This window comes from Bacteroidales bacterium, from assembly GCA_014860575.1.
Taxonomy (GTDB): domain Bacteria; phylum Bacteroidota; class Bacteroidia; order Bacteroidales; family JAAYJT01; genus JAAYJT01.
Map to the genome: position 1 here is coordinate 23,159 of JACZJK010000031.1, position 14,329 is coordinate 37,487.

13 protein-coding genes are annotated in these 14,329 nt (G+C 41.7%); 2 read left to right on the top strand and 11 right to left on the bottom strand.

What is annotated here, in order from left to right:
• Positions 1 to 3 precede the first annotated feature (3 nt).
• The 9 genes from IH597_08135 to IH597_08175 form a co-directional block, all read right to left on the bottom strand.
• On the bottom strand, positions 4 to 963 hold the full coding sequence (locus IH597_08135) for an MCE family protein (protein MBE0662422.1): 960 nt from the start codon (positions 961 to 963) through the stop codon (positions 4 to 6).
• A gap of 39 nt (positions 964 to 1,002) precedes the next feature.
• A complete protein-coding gene (locus IH597_08140; GenBank protein MBE0662423.1) occupies positions 1,003 to 1,761 on the bottom strand; it encodes an ATP-binding cassette domain-containing protein in 759 nt (252 codons plus the stop codon).
• 23 nt (positions 1,762 to 1,784) lie between these two features.
• A complete protein-coding gene (locus tag IH597_08145) occupies positions 1,785 to 2,660 on the bottom strand; it encodes an ABC transporter permease (GenBank protein ID MBE0662424.1) in 876 nt (291 codons plus the stop codon).
• 115 nt (positions 2,661 to 2,775) lie between these two features.
• On the bottom strand, positions 2,776 to 3,885 hold the full coding sequence (locus IH597_08150; protein MBE0662425.1) for an AI-2E family transporter: 1,110 nt from the start codon (positions 3,883 to 3,885) through the stop codon (positions 2,776 to 2,778).
• On the bottom strand, positions 3,875 to 4,276 hold the full coding sequence (locus IH597_08155) for a hypothetical protein (GenBank protein ID MBE0662426.1): 402 nt from the start codon (positions 4,274 to 4,276) through the stop codon (positions 3,875 to 3,877). Before IH597_08155 ends, IH597_08150 begins: the two co-directional genes overlap by 11 nt.
• 6 nt (positions 4,277 to 4,282) lie before the next feature.
• Positions 4,283 to 4,624 (bottom strand): hypothetical protein, encoded by a 342-nt coding sequence (locus IH597_08160; GenBank protein MBE0662427.1) that lies wholly within the window; start codon positions 4,622 to 4,624, stop codon positions 4,283 to 4,285.
• A 61-nt stretch (positions 4,625 to 4,685) separates the two neighbouring features.
• On the bottom strand, positions 4,686 to 4,922 hold the full coding sequence (locus tag IH597_08165; protein MBE0662428.1) for a YtxH domain-containing protein: 237 nt from the start codon (positions 4,920 to 4,922) through the stop codon (positions 4,686 to 4,688).
• A gap of 316 nt (positions 4,923 to 5,238) precedes the next feature.
• Positions 5,239 to 5,919 carry a PorT family protein gene (locus tag IH597_08170; protein ID MBE0662429.1) on the bottom strand — a complete coding sequence of 227 codons (681 nt, stop codon included), beginning with the start codon at positions 5,917 to 5,919 and terminating at the stop codon, positions 5,239 to 5,241.
• A gap of 191 nt (positions 5,920 to 6,110) precedes the next feature.
• On the bottom strand, positions 6,111 to 6,731 hold the full coding sequence (locus IH597_08175) for a polysaccharide deacetylase family protein (GenBank protein ID MBE0662430.1): 621 nt from the start codon (positions 6,729 to 6,731) through the stop codon (positions 6,111 to 6,113).
• Between the two features lie 274 nt (positions 6,732 to 7,005).
• On the opposite strand from IH597_08175, the gene IH597_08180 reads away from it, so the two are divergent.
• The gene (locus IH597_08180) at positions 7,006 to 8,643 is read left to right on the top strand and encodes a 2,3-bisphosphoglycerate-independent phosphoglycerate mutase (protein ID MBE0662431.1); all 1,638 of its coding nucleotides are present in this window, start codon (positions 7,006 to 7,008) and stop codon (positions 8,641 to 8,643) included.
• A 202-nt stretch (positions 8,644 to 8,845) separates the two neighbouring features.
• Here the strand turns inward: IH597_08180 and IH597_08185 are convergent, their stop codons facing one another.
• Positions 8,846 to 9,334, bottom strand: coding sequence for a DUF4199 domain-containing protein (locus tag IH597_08185; protein ID MBE0662432.1), 489 nt, complete (start codon positions 9,332 to 9,334; stop codon positions 8,846 to 8,848).
• Positions 9,321 to 9,749, bottom strand: coding sequence for a DUF1801 domain-containing protein (locus IH597_08190; GenBank protein MBE0662433.1), 429 nt, complete (start codon positions 9,747 to 9,749; stop codon positions 9,321 to 9,323). The genes IH597_08185 and IH597_08190 overlap by 14 nt, the downstream gene beginning before the upstream one ends.
• 591 nt (positions 9,750 to 10,340) lie before the next feature.
• Here IH597_08190 and IH597_08195 point away from each other — a divergent pair.
• Positions 10,341 to 14,279 carry a T9SS type A sorting domain-containing protein gene (locus tag IH597_08195; GenBank protein ID MBE0662434.1) on the top strand — a complete coding sequence of 1,313 codons (3,939 nt, stop codon included), beginning with the start codon at positions 10,341 to 10,343 and terminating at the stop codon, positions 14,277 to 14,279.
• Positions 14,280 to 14,329 lie beyond the last annotated feature (50 nt).

Sequence of the window (14,329 nt, forward strand, 5' to 3'; positions counted from 1 at the left end):
GCATCACTCCGGCAGTTCCAATTCAATTTCCTTCTCCGGATTTTTGTCATCCTGAAGTTTCTCAAGCGCTTCCCGTTCGGCTTTCTTTCTGAAATACCTTCTAAACAAGAAGCTATTCTTAAGCGCCTCCATATTTTCATCCAGTCCTTTTGTACTGCTTTCAAGGTTCGTAATGGTTTTATTAATGTTTACAGCAATTAATGTATCCTGAATTAACATACCCAATGCACCTTCGCCGCTATTAATTTTTGTCATGATCTCTCCAAGTTCCTGCGAAGCAATTTCAGTTTTGCCTGCAGTGACTTTCAGACTCTCCATAAATGCAAATACATTGTCCTTGGTTATCTCGATAGTTTGATCCAAGCCTTCAGAACTCTTTTTAAAGTTCGCTATTGTCTGGTCAATATTCTTAGCGGTAGCAGTATCCTGAAGCAATAAGCCGAGCGTTCCTTCACCCTTGTTTATACCAATCATGATTTCGGCAAGTTGTTTAGTGATAACCTCCACATTACCTGATGTTACCGCCAAACTTGCAATAATGGCATCAGTTTCAATTGGTTCTTTTGAAGTAAGCTCCTGTCCTTCAGCAACTATTGGCGCATCAGAGCTACCTTGTGTAATGATTAACAAACGGTCGCCAATAAGCCCTTCCGAACCAATGGCAACTTCCGAATCGGCTTTTATGAACTGCTGAATTTCGCGTCTTACTATCATGTCAACCCTTACAGTTGAATCATTAATGATACTGATGTTGTTTACGGTTCCAACATTGATACCCGAGAAGCGGACATTGTTACCCACCTGCAAGCCACTGACGTTGTAAAAAGTAGCGGTAACATTAAATACCGGGTTAAAAAGATTTTGCTGCTTACCGATTATAAAAATGGCCAGCACAAAGAGCGCTATTCCGCCGATGACAAAAAGCCCAAGTCGGACTTTATATTGTTGTGTATGTGATTTCATGACAATCCTATATCTTTTATGTTATTTCTGATTAATCTGTTATCCTTTGAAGAAAGCCTGAATGAGCTGATCTTTCGACTTGGTAAAATGCTCTAATGTACCTTCCTCATAAACCTCTCCACTTTCCAACATCACAATTCTGTCTGCTGTAGTTTGGGCACATCTTATATCATGTGTAATAATCATTGATGAGGTTTTATATTTTTTCTGAATTTCATTGATCAATGCGCTTATCTCATCTGAAGTAACAGGATCGAGCCCGGTTGTGGGTTCGTCGTAAAGCATGATCATCGGGTCCACTACAAGTGTACGAGCCAGGCTAATTCGTTTACGCATGCCACCAGATAGTTCGGAGGGCATTTTATTCAATGCATCAGCCAGGCCTACATTTTTCAGGGCTTCATCTATTTTTTCATTGATTTCTTTTTCACGAAGATTTTTTTTAAGCCTTTTCAATGGAAACTCAAGATTTTGCTTTACCGACATTGAATCATACAATGCGCCACTTTGAAAAAGAAAACCAATTTTCGTCTTCAATTCGTTCATTTCTTTACGGCTCAATGTATTTATATCGTTACCAAATACACTGATTACACCACTGTCAGACCTCAACAACCCAACAATACACTTTATCAGAACCGATTTGCCTGTGCCTGATTTGCCAAGCACCACCAGGTTTTCGCCCTGGTTAAGCTTCAACGAAACATCTTTCAATATTTCCAGGTTACCAAAAGTTTTCCTCAGGTTGCTGATTTCGATGACCGGGCTGCCATTGTTGGAAGCTACTTCCAGGTTCATCAAAACATCTGTTTTATCAGTACTCATATCACGAACATATCAGTTATTTGAACAGCAAGAAGGTCAACCACAATTACCAGCAGCGATGCTACTACCACAGCTTTATTTGCTGCTACACCCACGCTTTCAGTTCCACGGCCGGCGTTAAATCCCTGGTAGGTTCCTACCAGACCAATTACTGCCCCGAAGAAAAATGTTTTAATAATAGCAGGGATCAGGTCATTAAAATCAACTGCGCTGAATGCCTGCGACATAAACAACACAAAAGGTACATCGCCCCTGATATTAGCGCCAGCCCAGCTTCCAATTATGCCAAGTGCATCAGCATAAAGAACTAGAATAGGGATCATCAGCGTTGCTGCCCACACCCTTGTTACAACAAGGTAGCGCATGGGGTTGGTAGAAGAAACCTCCATAGCATCAATTTGCTCACTTACCTTCATTGAGCCTAATTCAGCGCCCATGCCCGAGCCGATTTTCCCGGCGCAGATCAGGCCTGTAATCACCGGTCCCATTTCCCTGATAAGCGAAACCGCAACCATACCGGGAAGCATACTAACTGCACCGAAATCCAGCAGTACCGGCCTGGACTGAATGGTAAGTACCAAACCCATAATAGCCCCTGTAATTGAAATGAGCGGCAAGGTTTTATATCCAATCTGAAAACATTGACGGAAAAACTCCCGGAACTCAAAATCCCTGCTAAAGGTTTCTTTAAACGCAAGTGAAATAAACAGGAAAACATCCGCAGACTTAGTTAAAAAGTTGCCCGCATCTTCGCTGCCAGCAAGGGTTTTCTCGCTGATTTTCGTAATGGTATTTGTGGTTGCCTTTAATGTTTTTGCAGTTGCATTACGAATCGTAGGAATTACCTTTGGTACATGGATAATCTTTCTCATTTTATGACGCTTGATTTCATTGTTCAGAAAGTTGGCTTAGAGTTTAAAATCTTTCAATGCTCTAAAGCACAATAAGCATTGCAGCTATATCCGACTGATTTGCTTTTCAAATTCTTTAATGTGTTCGTATTTTTTTAAATCTCCTAAATAAAGGTTCTATCTTTATCAGTGGTGGCATTGTATCACCAAGCAGGAATCCCCAGGGTTTTAGTGGTTCAATATTGTCAAGAGCCAGTTTTATAATGGCAAGCAAGGGGATGGCAAGGAACATACCCGACAATCCCCATAATTCGTACCCTAAAATAATTATTATTATTGAGAAAAGCGCATTGAGCTTAACCCTTGAAGCAACAATCTTGGGAACAATATAGAAATTATCAAGGAGCTGGATAATCCAGTGTAAAACAAAAACATAAAATACATAAACTGGTGATTTGGTTACTAAAGCAAATGCCATGAACAGCAACATTGCAACAAATGGCCCGATGTATCGGATTATATTCAGTAAGCCCCCTACAACAGCAAGAAGGATTGCGAATTGAATGCCCAGCACCAGAAACCCGATTAAATATAAAATCAGTATAAGTATAAATTCCATAAAAAGTCCAACAAGATAGCTCTGAATCACATTCTTTGATTGTGTAATCATTTCGTTCAACTGACTATGCTGGCTTGTGTTAAAAAGTTTGTGAATAAAGTCAATAATAAGGGGTTGGTACAACAGGATCAAAAAAATGTAAACCGGAACCAGAAACAACACTATAAACCACCCGCTAACAGTAACTATCGTTTTTCCCAGTGAGTCCATGCTGGAATTGACAATATTTGTTTTCGTTTCCGCTATCCAGATATGAAATTTCTGTGGGTTAATATCGAAATAACCAGATGCCCATACTATCGTATCATTGAGTAACTCAGTAAATTTATCAATCAGTAAAGGCCAGGATTCACTAAACCGGCTTACCTGGCTGAATAACAAGACACTTAAAACGGAGAGAACAACGATAGTTATGAGTAAGGTTATTGAAATAGCAATCACCCTGTTGATTTTTAGCCGGATAAAGAAATTAACCACCGGGTGAAGTAGCACGGCTATGATGACTGAGAAAATAATAGGGAGTACTATTCCCCTGGTTATGTACAAAATTATAAACAGGGTAACAATACCCATAAACGATACACTTGCCTTTGCAAATATGGACAAGTAGTTTTTACTATCCGTCATAGTTTACCTGATTTGCCTTTTTTCTTTTGAAGATGCGTTGTGCTATAAAATTGCCAAATGTCCTTATTCTGTTAGTGTTTCGGCCTACAATATTGGTAACCCCAAATTGTAAAGCAGTACCCAGGAGTTTTCTGAACAGATTTGAAGAGGCTCCAACAAAAACACTTCTGGATAGGGAACCCACTGCTACACCTGCAATAGCCCCTAATACACCATCAAACTTTAGAGAAGATGCCCCCTCCCTGAATGTATCCTTAAGGAGGTTGATTGGCTTCAGACCTTCGACTACACCAAAGAATTCATCCCAAAGTAAATGTTCCTTATACTCTTGCTCAGCTTTCAATATCGCTATGGTAGCGTCAAGCTCGCCAATGGAAGTTATTGTTTCCATATGGGTTTAATTAAATAGGTTTTTGACTAAGCATTGAAGAAAGTATTTCTTGAGTCCTTTATGGAAAACGAAATGCAACGCTAACGCAATGATCCCATAGAATCCGGAAACTATGAAAAATCCGTAATAAATATTCTCCAGTGCCTCGCCTATCAGCAGAGCAAGACCCAGACTAATAAACAAAATGCAGGTAGAAACTAAAACAAGTACTATGGTATGAGGTATCCAGGTAGAAACAACGTCAGTAATTTCCTTCACTGCCTGAAGTTTGGCTAATTTTATGCTTGTTTTGCTATAATCTATAGCTCTTTCAAGCAATGTTTCAAACCGGTTAGCATCATCTTCCATAGTTTTGTTTTATAAAGTACAGATTTTAAAAGTTGGTAACTCCACTTTTAGCTTTTTCGGCTTATTTATGAGCCTTCCTGGCAAACTCCGATGCACCACTTCTGACTTCATTATACTTATCGGAAATATCATCAACGGTTTCATTGAATTTGTTTTTCAATTCATCGGTGAAGTCTGTCCCCATTTTGATATATTTTTTGCGGGTATCCGAACCTTTTGCCGGAGCTAAAAGTATTCCTAACAATGCACCGCCGGCCAGGCCAGCTAAAACGCCTAATAACACTTTTCCTGAACTCATAAATTTAATTTTTAGATGTAATTATTGATTTCACAAAGGTATTTCATTGAAAACATGGATATCTTACACAACTTTTGCAAAATGTTACATCATTCACACATTGCCTGAAAAAGACTTCTCAAAAGCGAAATTTATTCGTTTCAGATAAAAGCCTTTCAGAGAAAACTTGGCAACAAGCATTTGGCAAAGAGCCTATCTGCATCACTCAAATACTGATTTACATAAAACCAAGTGCATAAAATAAAAACCCACTTCATTACGAAGCGGGTCCTTGTTAATGTTGCCGATGTATTCAGGCATCAGCCGTCATTATTTCTTAAAACAGGTACGAAACCCCAATATATCCTGCGTAGGTTCTCATTCGGTTCTTATCAAGCACATAGTAATCCTGGGTGCTCGCGTTCTTTGAATTATCGCTGATATCAATAAGACCCATCACACCGCGGAAACCAATACCCATCCGAAGTGTACTGGCACTGTTAAGCCCAAAATCTAAGCCGGCGCCATAAGCAATACCAAGGTCACCTTTTCTAACGGCCAATACAGCTTCACCAGTTGCTGAACCATTTCCGCCTGACGCAGTAAGCTCGCTTCCAACACTAAAACCAATCTGTGGGCCTGCAACAACAGTAAAGTTAAAAGGCTGTGTTTTACCTGTGTTCAAAGATAGAAGCAACGGAATGTTCACATAGCGTAATAAAATTTCGCGTTCAACATCTTCTTCCTTGTATTTCTGTGCAATAGCGGAATAAATAATCTCGCCTTGGACTCCGACATGCTCAGAGAAATGGTACCCAAGAAGTATCCCACCACCATAACCCATTGTTAGTTTGCCCTTAATTGTGCCACCATCAGAAGTCTTAATGTTTAAGGCAGAGAATGTTGGCATAAACCTAAGGCCTACTTCACCTGTCTGTGCTTTGGTATTTATGGGGCCTGCAAATAATAAAGCTGTAACAGACACATACAATACCCATCTTATACTTAATTTTTTCATTTTGTTTATCATTTTAGTTTTTCTTCAAACAATGTGCAAAGGTCATGTAATAAAATGCCTGATGCATTACATAATTATGGCAAATGATTACATGATTAACAGGTTGCTGACAAGTTTGCTGAATTGCAGTTCTGCAACGAATCTCATCAAACTTTGACTGGCTTCAGCAATCAAAGGAAGGTTAAAGGAGATTAATCCATCCTGAGTGGTTGAAATTTGAAACCATTTCTTGTAAAATGCTCTAAAATTTGAGGCAATGCCGTCAACATGGTTTTCGCACTCTTTTGCTGGTCGTGCATTACAATGATAGATCCTGGTTTTGCTGAGTTCAAAACATTATTTATACATTGTTGGGCGCTCGTTGCCGGATCAAAATCACCACTTAAAACACTCCACATGATTATCTTGTAATTCTTTGACAGTAATCTTGCCTGTTGTCGTGTAATGCGCCCGTAAGGAGGGCGGAAGAGCTTTGATTCAAGCTGTTCAGCACATTTCTGAACATTGATGAGATATGCATCGGCTGGTGTTTTCCATCCATTCAGGTGGTTGAAGGTGTGATTGCCTACCGCATGGCCTTCCTCAATGATCCTTTTGAAAATCTCAGGGTGTTTTCTAACATTGTCGCCAACACAGAAAAAAGTAGCCTTAGCCTTGAACCGATCAAGTATTGCCAATGTTTTATCAGTTACACCGGCAACGGGGCCATCATCGAAAGTCAAATACAATACCTTTTCCTTTTCAGGGATTTCCCAGATCAAACCGGGAGGCATCAGGTAGCGTATAAGTCTTGGTGAGGTGGTCAGGTACATTTTCTTTGTGATGCAGAATTAATGCGTTTAGGAGTTCGACGTTCGGCGTCCGGCGTTTGAGGTTCCAGGTTTATGGTTCAAAGTTGCAGGTTCAAGGTTTCGGGTTCAAAGTGCCGGGCAACACTATTCGTGAAAATCAGCCAAATCAGCGTCATTAGCGTTCCATTAAATCAAAAAACGTAATTCGTAAATCAAAAAACGTCAATTCAAATCCTACCTTTGCACCCTCAAATACTGAAAATTTTGCAAACACGAAATTAAACATAAAATCACCATGACAAAAACTGATAAAAATCTCAACCTTAAAAAGCTGAACAATTTTCATGGCCGCAAAGGACCGCTGCTGCTGATCATCATGGACGGTGTTGGCATTGGCAAAGACTATCCCGGAAATGCAGTTCGCATGGCAAACACACCCACCCTGGATAAACTTTTTGGCTCAAAACTCTATACCGAACTCAAAGCACACGGCACAGCAGTAGGCTTGCCCAGCGATGATGATATGGGCAATAGCGAGGTCGGCCACAATGCCATTGGCGCGGGGCGCACAGTACCACAAGGCGCCAAACGTGTGAACCATGCGCTGGATTCGTGTGAGATTTTCAAGACTGATGTTTGGAAAAGTATTATCGAAAAAGACAATAGCAACGGAACCGTTCACTTTATCGGACTGCTTTCCGATGGCAATGTACATTCACATGTAAAACACCTTTTTGCTATGCTTAGACAATGTAAAAATGAAGGTGTGAGAAAAGTCAGGGTTCACATGCTAGCCGATGGCCGCGATGTGGAAGGCAAAAGCGTTTTGAAATATATTGATGCGCTGGAAGAGGTTCTCAATGAAATCAATGATTATGGTTTTGATTACAAAATCGCTTCCGGAGGTGGCCGTATGAATGTGACTATGGATCGTTACAACGCCGACTGGAATATCGTAAAACGCGGCTGGGAAGCACATGTTCTTGGCAAAGCACGCAAGTTTGGTTCGGCAAAGGAAGCCATTGAAACTTATTATGCTGAAGATGAAAGCATCATTGACCAATACCTCGACTCCTTTGTGATCGCAGATAAAGAAGGAAAACCAGTGGGGACAATTGAAGACGGCGACGCCGTAGTATTTTTCAACTTCCGGGGCGATCGTGCCATTGAACTTACCCGCGCTTTTGAAGAGAAAGATTTCAGTGAGTTCGACCGCGAACGTGTTCCCAATGTATATTATGCCGGCATGATGCAATACGACGGCGATCTGCTGATTCCCAAAAATTACCTGGTGTTCCCACCCGAAATTAATAATACCATCAGCGAATACCTTTGTGCCGAAGGTGTGACTTCTTTTGCCATTTCCGAAACCCAGAAATTCGGCCACGTTACTTATTTCTGGAATGGCAACCGCTCGGGCTATATTGATCAAAAGCTTGAAACTTATATTGAGATCCCATCCGATAGGATTGAGTTTGACAAAGCCCCGAAAATGAAGGCCTATGAGATCACCGAAAAAACCATTGAACTGCTGAAAAGCGGCAAATTCCGTTTTGGCCGGTTGAACTTCCCCAATGGAGATATGGTTGGACATTCAGGGAAGGTTAAAGCCGCCATTATCGCAGTTGAAGCCGTGGATGAATGTGTTGCAAAACTACTCACAGTGGTTGAAGAACTTGGCGGCATCGCCATTGTTACCGCCGACCACGGCAATTCCGACGAAATGTACACAGAAAAAAATGGCATCAGAACGCCAAAAACAGCTCACACCCTCAACCCTGTTCCTTTTATTATTGTTGACCCGGCTTACAATTATGAATACACAATGCAAGCACCAAACAATGCCGGCCTGTCCAACATTGCCGCAACGATTTTGAATTTACTAGGATATGAGAAACCTGAAAGTTATGATGATTCACTGATCAGGTTTTGATTTCTTTGGTTCGCAAGCCTGTCAGGGTTCGCTAATGAAGGCAATCTTGATATTTTAATGTTGAGTCCACTCCGAAAAGTCAATCTGCCCCTAAATCCCCTAAAGGGGACTTCCACAAATTGCTGATTTTTAGCGTTTCCCCTTTAGGGGTCAGGGGCTAAAAACGATAAAAATCAGCAATTTGTAACTTTTCGGAGCAGACTCAATGTTTAGATTTTGAACGAATAAAAATCATTGCTATCGCGGTGGTAACAATGCCCATAACTAAAGCACCAATAGCTCCTTGTTTCGCATAGTTCGCGTAGTTGAAATTTGCCTGGGCTTCTTCTGTCGAGCTGTAATACCCTATTTCAACTGAGCGTTTTATCACGTTTGGAAAATATTCCGGTGTGATGAAATACGAAGTAATCCATTGAGCTAACGGACTCAGCAAAGCTATAATTATTGACAAGATTATGCCTGAAATTAAGCCTTGCTTGTAGGATATTTGTCCGTTGTAAAAATTCTTCTTTTTGTCTTTCAGCGCTAATACCATAACTACTATTGCCGGGATTGCGAACAAATTGGTCAGATAAATATGATAGTCAATATAAGTGCTGTGTAGTCCGCATAGTTTTTCCAGCAGCATCCATAGCAATCCCACCACAGTAAAAATGATCGCCCATTTGATTTCGATTTTAAGGTTTCCCATATTTCGATTGCATAAAGTTAATAGTCTCCGAAATTAATTTTTTCAGTTCATTCTGGTCTATGTCAGAAAGCTTTTTGACATAAATACAGGCTTTGCCCATTTTAAATTTCCCGAGATTTGCTAATAGATGTTCGTGTTTCGGGCTACCAGAATAAACGTAAAGTGAAATGGCTGCTTTGCGTGGCGAAAAGCCAACAAGCGGCCAATCCCCTTCTTGCCGGCTTCGTTCAGATCTGTAGTGATAGCTTCCAAACCCAATAATAGACGGTCCCCACATCTTTGGTTCGAACCCTGTTGCATCTTGCATCAACTTCAAAAGCTCAAAACTGTCTTTACGTTTTTGCACTGTATCGGCAAACGCATTGATAAATTCGTGAACGTCTGCCTCGGTTTGTTTTGTTTTTATTTCTGCCATGATTGTTTAATTTTTAAAAGCTCACCCCTTCTCCACAATCCCAATCTCCTCTTCCGTCAACCCATAAAACTGGTAAACCAATTGGTCGAGTTGGTTTTGTAGATTGGTAGTATTTCAAAATCGCATTATTCAGCGCTTTTCGTGGTTTGAGTGCATTCAGTATCATGAAACGGCTTGTTTTCTGAGGGACTAAATTAGTTTATTTTCTATAATTCCAGGCGCAATGCTTGGTGATCAGATGTTTTGATTACATCCGGGTCCAAATATAAAAAGAAAGCTGGTGAAGTCTGTGGATTTGGCTTTCAAACCCTGTCATGGTGTCGATCTGGAAAATTCCCGGCATAGTTTCTGACAATCAGTATAACGAAGGTTCCAGTAAATGTAAAATTTAACATTTCGTTAACGCTAAACAAGCATTTGGTAAGTAAACACAAGTGCAAATATGGTGTTCATACCTAATGGACATTCATGAATTCACGATTGTAATTTGCCGGTTTCAAGTCTAATCTTATTCCAACCTGCAATATTCACTGAAATAATAAATTCTATTTTTTTACAATTCAGCGTTTAAAAACCAAAAATCAAATTACTATGAAAATTTTTACAAACAGGTACATTGTTGCGGTACTCGCTATTGCCCTTAGCTTACCCATGACAATGTACGCACAGTTTGGTGGCGGAACCGGAACCATAGGTGATCCCTACCTTGTTGCTACGCCCACACATTTGAATAATGTGCGAACCCAGTTAGGTTCGTACTTTATTCAAACTGCCAACATTGACCTGAATGTTTCCCCTTATAACACCGGTGACGGTTGGGAACCTATAGGTAAAAGTTCTGCAAAGTTCACCGGAAATTATAACGGACAAGGTTATACTATTTCAAATGTATTCATTAACCGGAGTTTAAGTGATGATATCGGGTTATTTGGTTACATCAGCGCAACGGCTGTAATCAGCCGCTCTGGAGTTGTTGATGTGAACGTAACTGGCCGATACTACGTTGGTGCTTTGGTAGGAAATAACGAAGGTACTGTTAACCTGTGTTACTCAACTGGGATTGTTGAAGCGTTTCAGAGTGCTGGTGGACTTGTGGGCTACAACAATGGAAATGGTAGTAATACCGGGGCTATCTCCAATAGTTATTCGCAGATTTATGCACGGGCTTCATCTTCGAGAGCAGGAGGCCTGGCAGCATGGAATTATTATGGGACCATCACAAATTGTTATGCCGCGGGAGGCGTTTCTGCTCCCAGTAATTCAGGTGGGTTACTTGGATCAGTATCTGTTGGAACTGTTACCAATAGTTATTGGAATTCCGAGACTTCAGCTCAGGTTTCCAGTGCCGCTGGCAGTGGACTAACAATGGCTCAAATGCAGCAGGCATCTTCATTTACAGGCTGGGATTTCGGAAGTATTTGGGCAATTAATTCCGGCTCTTCCTATCCTTACCTTCAGAGCAGCCAGCAAACGCCGGCACCAGGCCCGAACCCTTTTGAGGTCAGCAGTATTCAGGATCTTGACAATATCAGGAACTTCATGCATGGCCACTATATCCTGACAAAGAATCTCGACTTTAACGAAGATAGCAGCTATGATCCGATTGGCGGCTGGGAAGCTTTCAAAACTTCTGTAACCACAGGGGAGGGCTTTACTCCCATAGGTGTTACGGGAAACCGGTTTAACGGATTGCTTGATGGAAATGGTTATTCGATCCGTAACTTGTATATTAACAGGCCAACTGCCGATGAAGTAGGATTGATAGGTTATAGCAACGGTGCGGGTGAAGTAAGGAACCTGGGTGTGATAGACGTAAATATTAGCGGCGAGTATTATGTAGGCGCCATTGTTGGATATAGTCATGGTACCGTCTCAACTAGCTATTCAACAGGTATTGTTGAAGCGTTTCAAACTGCCGGCGGGCTTGTAGGTATTAATAACGGGCTTGCTGCTACCGATCCCGGCCTTATCAAGAACAGCTACTCTCAGGCCTATGCTCAAGCAAGTTCATCAAGAGCCGGTGGACTTTCAGGCTGGAATTATTATGGCGAAATAATTAATAGCTATGCTACCGGTGGTGTTTCATCTCCCAGTAACACCGGAGGACTGGTCGGAACTTCATCTTCAGGTTCTACCACCAATAGTTATTGGAATTCTGAAACCTCTGCCCAGGTAGGCAGTAACGGTGGGGATGGTTTAACAATGGCTCAGATGAAGCAAGCCTCATCCTTTTCAGGCTGGGATTTCGCTAATATATGGGCAATAAATCCTGGTTCATCCTATCCATACCTGCAGGAAAATACGCAGGTACCGCCTCCAGCCCCTATTCCTTTTGAAGTAAGCAGTATTCAGGACCTTGACAATATTCGCAACCTCATGCATGGCCATTATATACTCACTAAAGATCTCGATTTCAATGATGATGGCAGTTATGATCCGGTTGGTGGTTGGGAAGCCTTCAAAACATCTGTAACTACTGGTTTAGGCTTCGCTCCCATAGGCGTAACAGGAAACCGTTTCAATGGCTTGCTTGATGGCGATGGTTATTCAATTAGTAACTTGTATATTAACAGGCCAACCGCTGATGATATTGCATTGATCGGTTATAGCAACGGCGCTGGTGAGGTAAGGAACCTGGGTGTGACAGACGTGAATATTACAGGCAGGTACTATGTAGGTGCCATCAAGGGCTACAGTCATGGAACCATTGCAACAAGTTATTCAACCGGCGAGGTGATGGCAGTTCAAACTGCCGGTGGTTTGGTCGGGATCAACAATGGGCTTGGTGCTACCGACCCCGGATTGATTATCAATTGCTATTCGCTGGCTAATGCCCATGCGAGTTCAACCCGTGCCGGGGGCTTATCAGCATGGAATTATTATGGAGAAATTATCAACAGCTATGCAGCCGGTGCTGTTTCATCCCCAAGCGAAGCAGGAGGATTGGTCGGTACAACTTCAGCAGGTACCTCATTAAATAGCTATTGGAACCTTGAAACTGCTGCAGTAAATTCCAGCACTGAGGGTGCGTCACTCACGATCTGGGAAATGAAACTTGAATTAGCATTCTCCGGGTGGGATTTTGATAATATCTGGTCAATTGTTGAAAAGGCATCTTATCCCTATCTTATAAATAATACACAATCACCTTTACCTGGTCCACTGCCAGTTGAGATACACACTATTCAGGACTTGGATAATATCAGAAATAACCTGAAAGCTCATTACATCCTAATGAATGATTTGGATTTTGACGATGACAACAGCTACGAACAATTAGGTAACTGGGAAGATTTTAAAACCGATATGACCACTGGAACCGGATTCCTACCAATTGGCAGCACTGCCAGTCCATTTCATGGATTTTTTGACGGTAATGGGTTCGTGATCGAAAACCTGTTTATAAACAGGCCTGCAACAAGCAACATTGGCTTGTTTGGGCTTACCTCTCCCGCCGGCAGGATATCACGAACAAGCATTCTTGATGCTGATATTACCGGTGGCAGGTATGTGGGGGCTGTGGCTGGTTATAACAATGGAACTATCCTCACAAGTTATTCTACAGGCTCAGTTACAAACACCGTTTCAGGAGATGCAGGCGGGATTGCAGGTATCAACGATGGGTTAGGTACATCTATCGGTTTAATAACAGATTGTTACAGCAGGGCCAGCATTACAGGTTTGGCAAGGGTAGGTGGCTTAGTGGGATGGAATTATTATGCTGATATTATAAACTCATATTCAACGGGAGCAGTATCAGGTACTTCGTCGGTTGGCGGTCTTACAGGCTCCTCTTCTTCAGCCACAACTTCAAACAGCTACTGGGACACACAAACATCCGGCAGGCTTACAAGTGATGGGGGGCTTGGCAGAACCACTGCAGAAATGACCTCACCGTATGACGCCAACACTTTTAATACCTGGAACTTCATTCATTTATGGGCTGAGGATGCTGCTTACAGCGATAACGATGGCTATCCATTCTTTGGCTTCCCGTTCGAATACAACTCACCAAATCTCGTGATCGAAGATGGAAACTCTGCATGCTTCGACTCAGAAGATAAGGTTGTTCTTGCCGGAGGCGGAACCAATTTCCTTCTTGAAAGCGGAGCCAGCCTTGAGCTTGCGGCAGTAAATAGTATAATCCTAAAAGATGGTTTCAGGGCTCATGCAGGTTCGTACGGGCATTTCTTTATTGACCCGAATGGCGACTTCTGCAACCCTCCAAACCTACTTTCAATTGAGGATGAGTCATTTATCGAGCCCATTCATGAAGTTGCTGAAGGTAAATCAACCAATCTTTACCCAAATCCAACATCAGGCAATTTCACCCTGAATCTGATCGGCTTTGATAATGAGGTTCCCACCATAGTTGAGATTTTCGGAACCATGGGCGAAAGAGTTTTCACCGACAATTTGAGCGGCAAAACCAATCTTCATTTCAATCTTGAAGACAGGCCCAATGGAATGTACATCGTTCGTGTTCTCAATGGCGATGATGTTAGCGTTCAGAAAATCATCAAACGATAAATTATAAGCTGTAAATTATATAAAGCCTGGCAGGTTGCGACCCGCCAGGC